Source organism: Streptomyces sp. NPDC022910 (genome assembly GCF_055561075.1).
This window is the reverse complement of record NZ_JBVHHL010000023.1, coordinates 30,711-45,829: the sequence shown is the minus strand read 5'-3', so window position 1 is coordinate 45,829 and position 15,119 is coordinate 30,711. Positions and strand designations below refer to the sequence as shown.

Genomic DNA, 15,119 nt, shown 5'->3' with positions numbered 1-15,119 from the left:
GAACCGAGGGGACATACAACAGATGCGAGCGCAGCCTGCTACGTCTGAGGTGCGCAGGCCCGCAGCGCAACTTGTAGCATACGGGGGCAGCCGGACAGGGTCAATGCGCGAAGCCGCACACCCGGGGCGGATCACCGCATTCCTGGCACAAGACGCCATGCGACGCCCCGCACATCGGGCAACGCCACGGGGCACGGAAGCCCAGGACACCTCTTCCGTGACACCGCCGAGGCGGGTTGGACGGAAGAGTACGACGAGGGAGCCGATCATCCAAGAGCCCGAACAGTTCGAGCCTGAGGCCACCCGGCGTACGGCGGGGGCCACGGAGAGTTCCAGGGCCAATCGGGGCTGGTGGGACCGGAACGCGGACGAGTACCAGATCGAGCACGGCACGTTCCTCGGCGACGACCGCTTCGTATGGGGCCCCGAGGGCCTCGACGAGGTGGAGGCCGAGCTGCTCGGCCCGGCGGAGGACCTCAAGGGCAAGGACGTCCTGGAGATCGGGGCCGGGGCGGCGCAGTGCTCGCGCTGGCTGGCCGGCCAGGGCGCGCGTCCGGTGGCCCTCGATCTGTCCCACCGCCAGCTCCAGCACGCCCTCCGCATCGGCGGGGCCTTCCCCCTCGTCCAGGCCGACGCGGCCGCCTTGCCCTTCCCGGACGCGTCCTTCGACCTGGCGTGCTCCGCCTACGGGGCGCTGCCGTTCGTCGCGGACCCGGTCCTGGTCCTGCGCGAGGTGCACCGGGTGCTGCGTCCCGGCGGCCGTTTCGTCTTCTCGGTGACGCACCCGATCCGCTGGGCGTTCCCGGACGAGCCGGGGCCCGAGGGTCTGTCGGTGTCGGCCTCGTACTTCGACCGCACTCCGTACGTGGAGCAGGACGAGCGGGGCCGGGCGGTGTATGTCGAGCACCATCGGACGCTCGGCGACCGGGTCCGGGACATCGCGGCCTCCGGTTTCCGGCTCGTCGATCTGGTCGAGCCGGAGTGGCCGGCCTGGAACACGACGGAGTGGGGCGGGTGGTCACCCCTGCGCGGCAGCCTGATACCGGGGACGGCGATATTCGTGTGCGACCGGGGCTGAGGGGGCGGTTCCGGCCAATCCGCGGCGATGGCGGCCCCACGCGTATGGCCGGGGTACGGGCAGGGCACAAACGACTGGTCGGCAAGTCGTCCCTCAGGGCTGCGCTGCGCAGTACGGGGCGTTCGGGGGTGGGCGCATGCACATCTGCCCGGTCTGCGAGCAGAGTGACAGGACCACGAAGCTCAGCGCCCACTGGAGGACGCTGCCGCCCGAGGGGCGGGCCCAGGCACCACACCTCGCACGTCCCTCGCTGCACGACGAGCGCTGGACGGCGCCGCTCGGACTGCTGACCCTGGGCTGCGCACTGCTCGTCTCCGAGGCGTGGCTGGGGTTCGTCGGGGTGGCCGGCGGGGGCCTGTGGTTCGTGTCGCTGCGTGACAAGGTGGCCCAGACGGCGAGGCAGCGGGCCGACTGGCACAGGAAGCTCTTCTGCCGCCGGTGCCACCACGCTTTTCTGCCCTGACGGTGCCGCCTGGAACACTGGTGCGGTGATCCGCCACGACGCCCTCGACCGCCTCCCCGTCCGTTCCGCCGTCCCCGCTCTTCGCGGCGCGCTGGACGAACAAGGTGTCGCGGTGCTGTGCGCGCCGCCCGGTACCGGCAAGACGACGCTCGTGCCGCTGGTCCTCGCCGGACTGGTCGGCGAGGGCCCGCCACGCCGTGTGGTGGTCGCCGAGCCTCGGCGGATCGCCGCTCGGGCCGCGGCCCGGCGGATGGCGTGGCTGCTCGGGGAGAAGCCCGGGGAGAGCGTCGGCCACACCGTGCGCGGCGAACGGGTGATGGGACGGCACGCGCGCGTGGAGGTCGTCACGACCGGTGTACTGCTCCAGCGGCTGCAGCGGGACCAGGAGCTTGCGGGCGTGGACATGGTCGTGCTCGACGAGTGCCACGAACGGCACCTGGACGCCGACACGGCCGCCGCCTTCCTGTTGGACGTACGGGAGGCCCTGCGGCCCGGGCTGCGGCTGGTGGCGGCGTCCGCGACGACGGACGCGGAGGGCTGGGCGCGGCTGCTGGGCGGTGCTCCTGTGGTCGAGGCGGAGGGGGTGTCGTACCCCGTCGAGGTGGTCTGGGCGCCTCCCCCGGCGCGTCCCGTAAGGCCGCCGCACGGGATGCGTGTGGACCCGGCGCTGCTGAACCATGTGGCGTCGGTGGTGCGCCGGGCGCTCGCCGAGTGCGAGGGCGACGTGCTGTGCTTTCTGCCCGGCGTGGGGGAGATCGCGCGCGTGGCGGGCCAGCTGGGCGACCTGCGCGATGTCGAGGTGCTCCAGGTGCACGGGCGGGCGCCGGCGGCCGTCCAGGACGCGGTGCTCTCCCCTGGCGCCGGACGGCGGGTGGTGCTGGCGACGTCCGTCGCGGAGTCCTCGCTGACCGTGCCCGGGGTACGGGTGGTGGTCGACTCCGGTCTCGCGCGGGAGCCGCGGGTGGACCATGCGCGCGGGTTGAGCGCCCTGACGACGGTACGGGCCTCGCAGGCCGCGGGCCGGCAGCGCGCAGGCCGGGCGGGGCGCGAGGCCCCGGGCCGGGCATATCGCTGCTGGTCCGAGATGGAGGACACGCGGCTGCCCCGCTTCCCCACGCCGGAGATCAGACTGGCCGACCTGACGGCGTTCGCCTTGCAGGCGGCGTGCTGGGGCGACCCTGACGCGTCCGGGCTGGCACTCCTGGATGCACCGCCGGGCGGGGCCATGGCGGCTGCGCGGACGGTACTGACGGCGATCGGCGCGGTGGACGCGGCGGGGCGGGCCACGGAACGGGGCGTTCGGATGTCCCGGCTGGGTCTGCATCCGCGGCTGGCCCGGGCGTTGCTGGACGCGGCCCCGGAGATCGGCGTGGACCGGGCCTCCGAGGTGGTCGCCCTGCTCAGCGAGGAGCCGCCGCGGGAGTACGGGGACGACCTGGCGGCCTCGTGGCGGGCGGCCCGGCGCGGGGGCGACGCGTACGCGGCCCGCTGGCGCGACGAGGCGCGCCGGCTGCGGGCCGCGGCGGGCGACGTTTCCGACGTTCCTCCCCGGAGTGGCCTTGCCTCCGGATCCCAGGCCGTTGCCTCCGGCCTCGAAGCTGTTGCCTCCGACCTCCACGGCCCCTCCTCGGGCGCTCACGGCGCGGCGCGGGGGCAGGACGATCATGTGGTGGGACTCGTGGCAGCTCTCGCCTTTCCCGAGCGGCTCGCGCGGGCCGATGCCGGTTCGTATCTGATGGTGAACGGCACCCGCGCCGAACCGGCGGACGGCTCGCGTCTGCGCGGAGCCCCGTGGCTCGCCGTCGCCGTCGCCGACCGGCCCGTCGGGTCGGGGCACGCGCGCGTGAGGCTCGCCGCCGTGGTCGACCAGGATGTGGCGCGACGGGCCGCCGCCGCTCTGCACTCCGAAGGCGACGAGGTGCACTGGGCCGACGGGGACGTGGTCGCCAGGAGCGTCGAGCGGCTCGGGGCCGTCGAGCTGACCGTGCGGCCGCTGAGGGAGCCTGCCTCCGTCCTCGTCCGCGAAGCACTTCTGGAAGGGCTGCGGGCGGAGGGCTTCGAGCTGCTGCGCTGGTCTCCGGAGGCCCGCCTTCTGCGGCAGCGGCTTGCCTTTCTGCGACGGCACCTGGGTGAGCCCTGGCCGGACGTCACCGACGACGCGCTTCACGCGCGTGTGGACGAGTGGCTCGAGCCCGAGCTGAGCCGCGCCCGGCGGCGAGCCGGCCTCGCGCGGATCGACGCCGGACAGGCCCTCGCCCGGCTGCTGCCCTGGTCCACCGGGGATGCCACCCGGTTCGACGAGCTCGCCCCCGAGCGGATCACGGTGCCCAGTGGGTCCAGAATCCGGATCGACTACGCGGACCCCGAGCGGCCCGTCCTGGCCGTCAAAGTGCAGGAGATGTTCGGGCTGCAGGAGTCACCGGAGATCGCGGGTGTCCCGGTTCTCGTGCATCTGCTCTCCCCCGCGGGGCGCCCCGCCGCCGTCACCGCCGACCTCGCGTCCTTCTGGCGGGACGGCTACCGGGCCGTACGGGCGGAGCTGCGGGGCCGCTACCCCAAGCACCCCTGGCCCGAGGACCCGGCGGGTGCGGAGCCGACCCGGCACACGAACGCGCGGCTCAGGCGGTGACCGGCTCCGGTTCCACGGCCTCGGTGGGCGCCGCCTCGCCCGGGCGCCGCCCGCGTGCCTCCAGGTAGAGGGACAGCGACAGCAGACAGACACCCAGGACGAGGAAACCCCAGGGCAGGTAGGACGTCAGCATCAGCACCAGCAGGCGGTTGTGCTTGACGAGGGCGACCGTCGACCTGATGTAGTCCTCGCGCATCTTCACATGGCCCGCGAACGCCGTGACCTTGTCCCGGCCCCCCAGGAGCGTGCCGCCGCGCAGCTCCTCCTTGTGGATCTCTTCGCCGTAGACGGGCGCACCGGTCACGGGCTCTACCCAGAACTTGCGGACCGTGGTGTACCAGCGGGTCGTGCCGGTCTTCGCGACCGACTCGGGCGTGATGCCCTGAACAGGCATGGCCTTGGGGAAGGGGACCTTCGTCCAGGGGATGGTCTGTTCGAAGTAGTACACCTTCACCCCCCGGAAGGTCTGCGTGCCCCGGTAGTGGATGGGCGCCGTGATGCGCGCCTGCGCGTCGAAGTACTCGTAGTCCCTCTTCTGCGTCAGGAACGGCCATTTGAACTCGATGCCGTCGCGCCTGACGGGGTCGCCGTCGACCATCTCGCCGGTCGCGTGGACGGGTTCCTGGCTGTGCGCGTCGAAGATGTAGCGCTCGGGGATGCGGGAGACCATCTTGCCGTCGGGACCCCGCACATAGGACAGGCCGTCCCAGACCACCACGTCCCGGCCGGCCGTCTTCTCGATCTTCTCCGCGGCCTCCACGTTCCCCTTGAGGGTCTGCACGATGGTGACCTCGGGAACCGTGCGGGACTGCATGGTGCCGTAGTCGAGGAGGGTGGCGTTCTTCGCCTCCAGGACCATGTCCTGGTACTGGTTCGCGGGGACCTCGGCCATGCGTGGGAAGACGTACCAGCGCAGCAGCGGGGACAGCGCCGTGAAGAACACGGCGAAGGCGAGCAGGATCAGGCCGGCCTTGCGGCGCATCTCGGGGTCCTCCCTGTGCGTGCGGTGGGTGTCCGGGTCCCGTCGTGCGTCACGGCGCTCGGGACCCGTGCGTCACGGATGGCTGGGGACCGTCGTCAGCAGCGGCTTCGGGGACGTCTTGCCGGTTGGCGAGCCCGTGGCCGTCAGGGTGAACACCAGCGCGAGCGCCGCGCCGAGTCCGATCGCGGCTGCGATGAGGGCGCGCATACGGGCCTCCCGGGACCGTAACTGATACGTCGTCAGGCCCGGCACCGTAGCAACGGGCGCGCGAGATGAGAACACGTCGCACGCACGACGGCGGCGCCCCTCCGAAGTGGAGGGGCGCCGCCGTCGTACGCGAAGGAAGGCGCCTACGAGCTGGGGCTGGGCGACGGGGTGGCCGCGGCGACGTTGAGTTCGACCGTCAGGGTCGCGCCGCCCGCGGTGGTGATGCGGAGCAGGAACGTGCCGGTCGCGTCGTCGGCGTACAGCTTGGGAAGCGTCAGCAGACCGTTCGCGTCGGTCTTCAGGCCCGTGAGGGTGCGTACGGTCGTGCCGTCCGCGTCCTTGAAGTAGGGACCCTTGTCGTTCTCGGTCGGGTCGTCGGCCGACTTGATGAGGGTCGCGGTGGCCGCGACGCCGTCCGCCACGGCACCCTTGTAGGTCGCCTTCACCTCTACCTGGTCCGCGAACTCGCCCCCCGGGGCGCAGGTCAGCTCGGTGGTGCTGGTGCGGGCGAGGGCGTCAGCCTGGCGTTCGGTCACGGTGGCCGGGTAGTCGAGGCCGGTGACCGTGCGGCCCACGACGAGGGCGCGGACCTTGAAAGCGCCGGTCGTCTGCCCGGCGACGAGCGCGGGCGCGGTGGCCTTGCCCGAGCTGTCGGTGACGACGGTGGCCACGGTCTCGCCACCCGTGAAGGCGGCGTCCGTGTCGCCGCTGATCGTGAACCGCACGCGAACCTTCGGCACGGCCTTGCCTGCCTTGGTCACGGCCTTCACCACGACCTTCTGACCGAACGTGTCGCCCGCCATGGCGGAGAGCGTGCCGGTGCCGCCGTCCGCCAGGTGGTCCACCGTGTCGGTGGGGGTGGGCGGCGGCGTCGAGGGCGTCGGCTTGCCCGGCGTGGGCGGGGTCGGGCTGGGGCTGGGGCTGGCGGAGCTGCCGTTGCCCGGCTTGTGGGTGCCGGGCTTCGGGCTCTTCGACGGCGGGGTGGGGCTCGCTCCGGAGTTCTCGTCGCTGCGGTGCGACGGCAGCGTGCCCGTGCCGTCCGGGATCGAGTGGGTGCCCTTGCGGTAGTACTCGTACCAGGACAGAACGGTGTTCAGATACTCCTGCGAGTTGTTGTAACCGAGTATCGCCGCGTTCATGTCGGACTGGACCGACAGGTCACGGTCGAAGCGGCAGAGGTAGTGGCCGGCGGCGAGGGCGGCATCGTAGATGTTGTTGGGGTCCTTGACGCCGTCGCCGTTGCCGTCGCGGCCCGCCCACGCCCACGTCGAGGGGATGAACTGCATGGGGCCGACCGCGCGGTCGTAGACGCTGTCGCCGTCGTAGGCACCGTTGTCGGTGTCCTTGATCGACGCGAAGCCGTTGCCGTTGAGGACCGGGCCGAGGATCTTCGAGTACGTCGTGCCGCTCGCGTCGACCCGGCCGCCGCGTGCCTGGCCGGACTCGACCTTGCCGATCGCGGCCAGCAGTTGCCAGGGCAGATTGCAGCCCGGCTTGGACTGCCGGAGTTCGGCCGCGGCCTTCTTGTAGGCGCCGAGGACGGTGGCGGGGATACCCGCCTCCGAGCCACCGGTCGTACCCGTCGTGGGGCCGCTGCTCGGGCTGGGCGACTCGGTGGGGCTGTTGAGCGGCGGGAGGTCGGTGTAGTAGCCGCCGTTGCCGGTGGCCGTGTCACCTCCGCTGCCGCCACCGGTCGCTTCAGGCGCGGCCTGGGCACCGGTGGTCTCTCTGCCCTGGTCGTCGGTGGCCGCTCCCGGAGCCTGGGAGGCGGCCAGAGCCGCGACCGCGGCCGCGGCCGCAGCGGTGGTTGCCGCTCCCTTGCGCAGCCTCCTGCCGAATTGCGCCGTCATTGAGTGAACCCCTCCCGTCGACGACCCTGCGTTCGCCCGTTTGTGGTGCTACGTGCGTTCGACCACGCGCCCGGCGCAGCGACCAAGTGACCCTACGACAACTTCCGTCGCCCCGGCACCGGTTGGTGCCCGGTTTTCACCAGTTGGTCATGTCCGGTTGGGTGGAACGCAGGAGCCGGGCCGATCGCCTCACCTTTTTCATGCGTCCCTCATACTGGACATCCGTGATCGCCGGGTGGTTGTACCCGGCCACCGACTGCCGCCGGGAGCCGACTTGCCGTTCACTCTCAGCCATGCCGCGGCCGTGCTCCCCGCCGTGCGCGGGGACGGCTCCGGCCGCGGGCGGCTGGTGCCCGCGGTCCTCGTAGCGGGGTCCTTCGCGCCCGACATGACCTATTTCGCGGCGAGTGCGGTGCCCGGCGCGATGGAGTTCGGCGTCGTCACGCACTCCTTCGCCGGGGTGTTCACGGTCGATGTGCTCATCGCGTTCGCGCTGGTCTGGGCCTGGCTGGCACTGCGGGAGCCGCTGGTGGCGCTGCTGCCCCGGGCCTGGCAGGGACGGGTGGCGTCGCTGGTGCGCTGTGGCACTCCGCAGCGAGGAGTCTCGCTCGCTCTCGCCTTCCGGTGGTACGTCTCCGCGGCGCTGGGTGCGCTGACGCATGTCGTGTGGGACGCGTTCACGCACCTCGACCGGTGGGGGACCCGCTTGTTTCCCGTGCTGGAGCGGCAGATCGCGGGTTCGCCCCTGTTCTGGTATCTGCAGTACGGAAGTTCGGCGGTCGCGGCGGTGGTGATCGCGGTGTTCGTGGCGGTGGCACTGCGGCGTCTGCCGGCCGGTTCACCGATCGTTTCGCGGGTACCGCTGCTGTCCTGGGCCGACCGATGGCTGGCGGCTGCGGTGATCGGCGGGTGCGCGGCGGCGGGGGCGGCGCAACGGGCGTCACGGTGGTGGGCCTACTGGGGGGCGACCGCGAAGCCGTGGGAACTGATCCCGACGGTGTGCTTCGGCGCGGGCGCGGGTCTCGTCGTGGGGCTGGCCCTGTACGCGGCCGGGGTCAGGTCGTTGCGTCCGGCCGCCGCCGACCCTGCGGGCACTGCGGAGCCGATCCGGCCGCCGACCCACTGACCGCCTTGGCTGGGCGGGCCGGAAAGCGGGGGCGGTGGACGGCGAGGCCGTGCAGCAGTTCCCGGGCAGCGGTGAGGAGTGCCCGGAGCCGTGCCGTGGCCGTGGCATCCGCGGGGTGTTCCTGCCGGTGCCCGACGCGGGAACAGGACGGGCCCGAGCCGCGCAGCAGGGCCCTGGGGAAGGCCCTCAGCCGGGAGGCGAACGCGGTTCGGACGTTCTGGAGGCCTCTTGCCACCCTGGCCGTGAGCGCGGAGGCGCGGGCGGCGAGGGAGGGAGCCGGCAGCCGGCCGGTGCCCGCACCGAGTGCGTAGGCCGGGAGGTGGGGCAGCAGAGCGGCGCATACGACGGCCCCGCGGATCGCCGTGCGACGGGGAAGCACGCGTATACCCATGGGGCATCTCTACGCCGCCTTCGACGCGGGGGCCTTTTCGCGGGGGCCGGCCGAGTGACGGCTCCCTCCGGGGTGCGGTCGCGGTCTGCGGTGCCCGGACCGGGGGTCGTGCCCCGTTGCTCGACGTCGCGGCGGACAGCGCCGCCTCTCGGCATTTCACCCGGCACTGAGCGCGGGGGTGTGAGGGACGGAGCGCACCGAGATGCGAGCCGTCTCCCGAAGGACAGCTCGCACCCGTCACCCCGCCGCCTCGGCTAGTGCGCCGCCGACTCCCAGTCCCCTCCGGCTCCCACCGACACATCCAGCGGCGCCCTCAGCTGTACCGCGCCCGCCATCTCACGGCGCACGAGTTCCTCCGTCTTCTCGCGCTCGCCCGGCGCGATCTCCAGGACGATTTCGTCGTGGACCTGGAGGAGGATGCGGGACTGGAGGCCGGCCCCGCGAAGGGCCCGGTCCACGTTCAGCATGGCGATCTTGACGATGTCCGCGGCCGTGCCCTGGATCGGGGCGTTCAGCGCCATCCGCTCCGCCGTCTCCCGGCGCTGACGGTTGTCGCTGTTCAGGTCGGGCAGGTAGCGGCGGCGGCCGAAGAGCGTCTCCGTGTAGCCCGTGGCCCGCGCCTCGTCCACCACGCGCCGCAGATAGTCCCGCACACCGCCGAAGCGCTCGAAGTACGTGTCCATCAGGGCACGGGCCTCCGCCGCCTCGATGTTCAGCTGCTGGGACAGGCCGAACGCGGACAGACCGTACGCGAGGCCGTACGACATCGCCTTGATCTTGCGCCGCATCTCCGCGTCCACCGCGTCGCGGCCGACCCCGAACACCTGAGAGGCGACCGTGGTGTGCAGGTCCTCCCCGGACGTGAACGCCTGGATCAGGCCCTCGTCCTCGGAAAGGTGAGCCATCACGCGCAGTTCGATCTGGCTGTAGTCCGCCGTCATCAGCGATTCGAAGCCCTCGCCGACCACGAAGCCGCGCCGGATCGCCCTGCCCTCGTCCGTGCGCACCGGGATGTTCTGCAGGTTCGGGTCCGTCGACGACAGGCGGCCGGTCGCCGCGACCGTCTGGTTGAACGTGGTGTGGATGCGACCGTCCGTCGCGACCGTCTTGATCAGGCCCTCGACCGTCACCCGCAGCTTCGCCTGCTCGCGGTGACGCAGCATGATCACCGGCAGTTCGTTGTCCGTCTGGGCCGCGAGCCACGCCAGCGCGTCCGCGTCCGTCGTGTAGCCCGTCTTGGTCTTCTTGGTCTTGGGCAGGCCCAGCTCACCGAAGAGGACCTCCTGGAGTTGCTTGGGCGAGCCCAGGTTGAACTCGTGCCCCGCCGCCGCGTACGCCTCCTTCACCGCCTGCTGGACGGCACCCGCGAACAACTGTTCCATGGCCTCCAGGTGGGTGCGGTCCGCGGCGATGCCGTGCCGCTCCATACGGGCCAGCAGCGCGGAGACGGGCAGTTCCATGCCGCGCAGCAGGTCGGCCGCGCCCACCTCCCGCAGCTTCTCCTCGAACGCCTGGCCGAGGTCGAGGATCGCGCGGGCCTGGATCATCAGCGCCTCGGCCTCGGCGCCCTCGTCCGTGCCGAAGGCGAGCTGCCCGTCGGCCGTGGCCGCGGGCGCCAGCTCACGGCCCAGGTACTCCAGCGACAGCGCGTCCAGCGCGAAGGAGCGACGGCCCGGCTTCACCAGGTACGCGGCGAGTGCCGTGTCCATGGTCACGCCCTCGACGGACCAGCCGTGCTCGGGGGCGACCCGCATCGCGCCCTTGGCGTTGTGCAGCACCTTGGGTTTCGCCGGGTCGGCGAGCCACGCCGCGAATGCGTGCTCGTCCGCTTCGTCCAGCTCCGCGGGGTCGAACCATGCCGCCGCCCCGTCGGCCGCGGCGAGCGCGATCTCGGCCACCGCGCCCGTGCCCAGCGCCCACGAGTCGACCGTGGCCACCCCGAGGGTCTGCTCGCCGTGCTCGGCGAGCCACGGCTTCAGCTCGCCCGCGCCCAGGACCGAACCGTCCAGTTGGACGCCGTCCGCCGCGACCGGGGTCACCTCGGCCTCCTCGGCACCTGGGTCGACGGCGAAGAGCCGCTCGCGCAGCGAGGGGTTCCTGATCTCCAGGGTGTCCAGGACCATCGCGACGGACTTGCGGTCGTACGGGGCCCGCTGCAGGTCGGCGACCGCCTTCGACAGCTCCACCTGCCGCTCGAGCTCCGTGAGCCGGCGGTTGAGCTTCACCGACTCCAGGTGGTCGCGCAGATTCTGCCCGGCCTTGCCCTTGACCTCGTCGACGCGCTCGACCAGGTCCGCGAACGAACCGAACTGGTTGATCCACTTCGCGGCCGTCTTCTCGCCGACGCCCGGGATGCCCGGCAGGTTGTCCGACGGGTCGCCCCGCAACGCCGCGAAGTCCGGGTACTGCGCCGGCGTCAGTCCGTACTTCTCGAAGACCTTCTCCGGGGTGAACCGGGTCAGCTCCGAGACGCCCTTCGTCGGGTACAGCACCGTGGTGTGCTCGGTGACCAGCTGGAAGGAGTCGCGGTCACCGGTGACGATCAGCACCTCGAAGCCCTCGGCCTCGGCCTGGGTGGCGAGGGTGGCGATGACGTCGTCCGCCTCGTACCCCTCGACGGCGAAGCGCTGGGCGTGCATCGCGTCCAGCAGCTCGCCGATCAGCTCGACCTGTCCTTGGAACTCGTCCGGGGTCTTCGAACGGTTCGCCTTGTACTCGGTGAACTCCTCGGAGCGCCAGGTCTTGCGCGAGACGTCGAACGCCACCGCGAAGTGCGTGGGCGCCTCGTCGCGCAGCGTGTTCGCCAGCATCGACGCGAAGCCGTAGATCGCGTTCGTCGGCTGGCCCGTCGCGGTCGTGAAGTTCTCCGCGGGCAGCGCGAAGAACGCGCGGTAGGCCAGTGAGTGCCCGTCCATGAGCATCAGCCGGGGACGGCTGCCGCCGGAGGTCTTCTCGGTCTTCTTCGATGCTGTCTCTGCCACGCCCCCGATCCTGCCACGACCCACTGACACTCGGCCCCGCCCGCGGGTGCCTCCGGCGGGCGCGAGGCGGATTCCGGGGTTCCGGCCGGTTCGGCGCCGCCGGACCACGCCCTCGTGGCGACCCGCCGTCGCGGCGGCGATGCGGAGCCGCAGCGCGGCAGGGCGACGCAGGGCCGCAGGGCCGCAGGGAGCCGCAGGGCCGCAGGGAGCCGCAGAGCCGCAGGGAGTCGGAGCCGCGGGAGGGCGCGGGAGTCCCGACGGCGGCACCGAGTCGCAGCACGGCGCGCAGCCGCACGACGCAGCACGGACCCGCATCATGCAACGCGCAGCCGCACGACGCAGCACGGACCCGCATCATGCAACGCGCAGCCGCACGCCGTCGGCCGACCGCAACCATCGCTGCCGTCCTCGGCCCGACCGGGCGCGATCGCTGTCACCGCCGCGTGCGAGGATCGGAGGCATACCTCACAGGTGTACGCGAAGGGGAGGGCCGAGATGGCCGGCAAGCCGCCCAAGAGTGACCCGGTTCAGGACGCGCCGCAGGTCGCCGGTCCGAGGCACGCGGCGGCGGGGCTGCCCGCCATCGGACACACCCTGCGCATCGCCCAGCAGCAGATGGGTGTGCGCCGCACAGCGCTCACCCTCCTGCGCGTGAACCAGAAGGACGGCTTCGACTGCCCGGGCTGTGCCTGGCCCGAGCCCGACCACCGGCACACAGCGGAGTTCTGTGAGAACGGCGCGAAGGCGGTCGCCGAGGAGGCCACGCTGCGCCGGGTCACGCCGGAGTTCTTCGCCGCGCACTCCGTGGCCGACCTCGCGAACCGCAGCGGCTACTGGCTGGGACAGCAGGGTCGCCTGACGCATCCCATGTACCTCCCCGAAGGGGGAGATCACTACGAGCCGGTGAGCTGGGAGCGCGCCTTCGACATCGTGGCCGAGGAGATCGCCGCGCTCGGCTCCCCCGACGAGGCCGTCTTCTACACCTCGGGCCGCACCAGCAACGAGGCCGCGTTCCTCTACCAGCTCTTCGCCCGCGAACTGGGCACCAACAACCTCCCCGACTGCTCGAACATGTGCCACGAGTCGTCCGGCTCCGCGCTCTCCGAGACGATCGGCATCGGCAAGGGCAGCGTCCTGCTCGAGGACCTCTACAAGGCGGACCTGATCATTGTCGCCGGGCAGAACCCCGGCACCAACCACCCGCGCATGCTCTCGGCCCTGGAGAAGGCCAAGGCGGGCGGCGCGAAGATCATCAGCGTCAATCCGCTGCCCGAGGCGGGACTGGAGCGCTTCAAGAACCCGCAGACCCCCCAGGGCATGCTCAAGGGCGCCGCCCTGACCGATCTGTTCCTGCAGATCCGCATCGGCGGCGACCAGGCCCTCTTCCGCCTCCTCAACAAGCTGGTCCTCCAGACGGAGGGCGCGGTCGACGAGGACTTCGTCCGCGAACACACCCATGGCTTCGAGGAGTTCGCCGAGGCCGCCCGCGCCGCCGACTGGGACGAGACGCTCAAGGCGACCGGTCTCACCCGCGAGGAGGTCGAGAAGGCGCTGCGGATGGTCCTCGCCTCCCGGCGCACCATCGTCTGCTGGGCCATGGGCCTCACCCAGCACAAGCACTCGGTGCCCACCATCCGCGAGGTCGTCAACTTCCTTCTGCTACGCGGCAACATCGGCCGCCCCGGTGCGGGCGTGTGCCCGGTGCGCGGTCACTCGAACGTGCAGGGCGACCGCACCATGGGCATCTTCGAGCGCCCCGCGCCCGCCTTCCTGGACGCCCTGGAGAAGGAGTTCGGGTTCGCACCGCCGCGCGAGCACGGCTACGACGTCGTACGGGCCATCCGTGCCCTGCGCGACGGCGAGGCGAAGGTCTTCTTCGCGATGGGCGGCAACTTCGTGTCCGCCTCCCCCGACACCGAGGTGACCGAGGCGGCCATGCGCCGCGCCCGGCTCACCGTGCACGTGTCCACCAAGCTGAACCGCTCGCACACCATCACGGGAGCTCGTGCCCTGATCCTGCCCACCCTCGGACGCACCGAGCGCGATCTGCAGGGCAGCGGCGAGCAGTTCGTGACCGTCGAGGACTCCATGGGCATGGTGCACGCCTCCCGCGGCCGCCTGGAGCCGGCGAGCCCCCATCTGCTGTCCGAGCCGGCCATCGTGAGCCGTCTGGCCCGCCGCGTGCTCGGCGCGGACAGCAACGTCCCGTGGGAGGAGTTCGAGAAGGACTACGCGACCGTCCGCGACCGCATCGCGCGCGTGATCCCCGGCTTCGAGGACTTCAACGCGCGCGTGGCCCGCCCCGGCGGCTTCACCCTCCCCCACGCGCCCCGCGACGAGCGCCGCTTCCCCACCGCCACCGGCAAGGCCAACTTCACGGCGGCCCCTGTGGAGTACCCGAAGCTCCCCGCGGGCCGGCTCCTGCTGCAGACCCTGCGCTCGCACGACCAGTACAACACCACGATCTACGGCCTCGACGACCGCTACCGCGGCATCAGGAACGGCCGCCGCGTCGTCCTCGTCCACCCCGAGGACGCCCGTGCGCTGAGCCTGGCGGACGGCTCGTACGTCGACCTGGTCGGTGAGTGGAAGGACGGCGTCGAGCGGCGCGCCCCCGGCTTCCGCGTGGTGCACTACCCCACCGCCCGCGGCTGCGCGGCCGCCTACTACCCGGAGACGAACGTCCTGGTCCCGCTGGACGCCACCGCCGACACGAGCAACACCCCCGCGAGCAAGTCCGTCGTGGTCCGCCTGGAACAATCGGCGACCGACTGAGCGTTTGCTCAGCCACAGCCGAGTGACCGATCACCGACGAACGGAGCCGTGCCCCATGGGCGAGCAGCACACCGTGAAGTTCCCGCAAGAAGTCGTCGACGAGTACGCCGCGCTCGGCGTCGACCTGCCCGCCCTCTTCTCCGCCGGGCACCTCGGCACCCGCATGGGCGTGCAGATCCTCGAGGCCTCCGCGGAGCGGGTGGTCGGCACCATGCCCGTGGAGGGCAACACCCAGCCGTACGGACTGCTGCACGGCGGGGCCTCCGCCGTGCTCGCCGAGACCCTCGGCTCCGTCGGCTCCATGCTCCACGGCGGCAGTTCCAAGATCGCCGTCGGCGTCGACCTGAACTGCACCCACCATCGCGGGGCGCGCTCCGGCCTCGTCACCGGCGTCGCCACCCCCGTCCACCGGGGGCGCTCGACCGCGACGTACGAGATCGTGATCAGCGACGAGGACGGCAAGCGCGTGTGCACCGCCCGTCTCACCTGCCTGCTGCGCGACGTGAAGCCGGGCGACGGGGACCACATCCGCGCCGCAGGCTGACCCCCGGGGGGTGCCCGAAGCCCACGGACACCCCCTCAGCCATCAGCGCCTCCCGGCACATACGCGCCCGCTCGACCGGCCACGCTCGCAAGC

At 72.0% G+C, this 15,119-nt stretch carries 11 protein-coding genes; 6 read left to right on the top strand and 5 right to left on the bottom strand.

Going from position 1 to position 15,119, the window contains the following annotated elements; all coding sequences use genetic code 11:
- The first annotated feature begins 157 nt into the window (after positions 1-157).
- The 3 genes from ACZ3TS_RS22110 (at position 158) to hrpB (ending at position 4,170) form a co-directional block, all read left to right on the top strand.
- On the top strand, positions 158-1,078 hold the full coding sequence (locus ACZ3TS_RS22110; protein WP_467620518.1) for a class I SAM-dependent methyltransferase: 921 nt from the start codon (positions 158-160) through the stop codon (positions 1,076-1,078).
- Positions 1,079-1,214: 136 nt separating this feature from the next.
- Positions 1,215-1,541, top strand: coding sequence for a hypothetical protein (locus ACZ3TS_RS22105; protein WP_467620353.1), 327 nt, complete (start codon positions 1,215-1,217; stop codon positions 1,539-1,541).
- Between the two features lie 25 nt (positions 1,542-1,566).
- On the top strand, positions 1,567-4,170 hold the full coding sequence (hrpB, locus tag ACZ3TS_RS22100) for an ATP-dependent helicase HrpB (RefSeq protein ID WP_467620350.1): 2,604 nt from the start codon (positions 1,567-1,569) through the stop codon (positions 4,168-4,170).
- Here hrpB and pgfA read toward each other — a convergent pair.
- The 3 genes from pgfA to ACZ3TS_RS22085 all read right to left on the bottom strand — a co-directional run bounded on the left by pgfA (position 4,160) and on the right by ACZ3TS_RS22085 (position 7,209).
- A complete protein-coding gene (gene pgfA / locus ACZ3TS_RS22095; RefSeq protein ID WP_467620348.1) occupies positions 4,160-5,152 on the bottom strand; it encodes a cell envelope lipid trafficking protein PgfA in 993 nt (330 codons plus the stop codon). The genes hrpB and pgfA overlap by 11 nt on opposite strands.
- Positions 5,153-5,224: 72 nt before the next feature.
- Positions 5,225-5,359, bottom strand: coding sequence for an SPW_0924 family protein (locus ACZ3TS_RS22090; protein WP_467620345.1), 135 nt, complete (start codon positions 5,357-5,359; stop codon positions 5,225-5,227).
- Positions 5,360-5,502: 143 nt separating this feature from the next.
- A complete protein-coding gene (locus tag ACZ3TS_RS22085; protein WP_467620342.1) occupies positions 5,503-7,209 on the bottom strand; it encodes a lytic transglycosylase domain-containing protein in 1,707 nt (568 codons plus the stop codon).
- A gap of 274 nt (positions 7,210-7,483) precedes the next feature.
- On the opposite strand from ACZ3TS_RS22085, the gene ACZ3TS_RS22080 reads away from it, so the two are divergent.
- Complete coding sequence (locus ACZ3TS_RS22080; RefSeq protein ID WP_467620340.1) at positions 7,484-8,335, top strand: DUF4184 family protein; 852 nt, start codon at positions 7,484-7,486, stop codon at positions 8,333-8,335.
- On the opposite strand, the gene ACZ3TS_RS22075 is transcribed toward ACZ3TS_RS22080, so the two are convergent.
- Both ACZ3TS_RS22075 and polA read right to left on the bottom strand, forming a co-directional pair.
- Positions 8,265-8,726 carry a hypothetical protein gene (locus tag ACZ3TS_RS22075; protein ID WP_467620337.1) on the bottom strand — a complete coding sequence of 154 codons (462 nt, stop codon included), beginning with the start codon at positions 8,724-8,726 and terminating at the stop codon, positions 8,265-8,267. The two genes, ACZ3TS_RS22080 and ACZ3TS_RS22075, sit on opposite strands and share 71 nt — an antisense overlap.
- A gap of 254 nt (positions 8,727-8,980) precedes the next feature.
- Positions 8,981-11,707: a DNA polymerase I gene (polA, locus tag ACZ3TS_RS22070; protein ID WP_467620334.1), complete on the bottom strand. Its 2,727-nt coding sequence runs from the start codon at positions 11,705-11,707 to the stop codon at positions 8,981-8,983.
- Between the two features lie 495 nt (positions 11,708-12,202).
- Here polA and ACZ3TS_RS22065 point away from each other — a divergent pair, with 495 nt between their 5' ends.
- A complete protein-coding gene (locus ACZ3TS_RS22065) occupies positions 12,203-14,482 on the top strand; it encodes an FdhF/YdeP family oxidoreductase (protein ID WP_467620331.1) in 2,280 nt (759 codons plus the stop codon).
- Between the two features lie 55 nt (positions 14,483-14,537).
- Positions 14,538-15,026 carry a PaaI family thioesterase gene (locus ACZ3TS_RS22060; protein ID WP_467620328.1) on the top strand — a complete coding sequence of 163 codons (489 nt, stop codon included), beginning with the start codon at positions 14,538-14,540 and terminating at the stop codon, positions 15,024-15,026.
- Positions 15,027-15,119 lie beyond the last annotated feature (93 nt).

What these genes read in the sequence shown, in the direction of transcription:
- ACZ3TS_RS22090 (WP_467620345.1), bottom strand. Translation starts at nt 5,359, where the DNA reads ATGCGCGCCCTCATCGCAGCCGCGATCGGACTCGGCGCGGCGCTCGCG.
- ACZ3TS_RS22105 (WP_467620353.1), top strand. Translation starts at nt 1,215, where the DNA reads ATGCACATCTGCCCGGTCTGCGAGCAGAGTGACAGGACCACGAAGCTC.
- ACZ3TS_RS22075 (WP_467620337.1), bottom strand. Translation starts at nt 8,726, where the DNA reads ATGGGTATACGCGTGCTTCCCCGTCGCACGGCGATCCGCGGGGCCGTC.
- ACZ3TS_RS22085 (WP_467620342.1), bottom strand. Translation starts at nt 7,209, where the DNA reads ATGACGGCGCAATTCGGCAGGAGGCTGCGCAAGGGAGCGGCAACCACC.
- ACZ3TS_RS22060 (WP_467620328.1), top strand. Translation starts at nt 14,538, where the DNA reads ATGGGCGAGCAGCACACCGTGAAGTTCCCGCAAGAAGTCGTCGACGAG.
- ACZ3TS_RS22065 (WP_467620331.1), top strand. Translation starts at nt 12,203, where the DNA reads ATGGCCGGCAAGCCGCCCAAGAGTGACCCGGTTCAGGACGCGCCGCAG.
- pgfA (WP_467620348.1), bottom strand. Translation starts at nt 5,152, where the DNA reads ATGCGCCGCAAGGCCGGCCTGATCCTGCTCGCCTTCGCCGTGTTCTTC.
- ACZ3TS_RS22110 (WP_467620518.1), top strand. Translation starts at nt 158, where the DNA reads ATGCGACGCCCCGCACATCGGGCAACGCCACGGGGCACGGAAGCCCAG.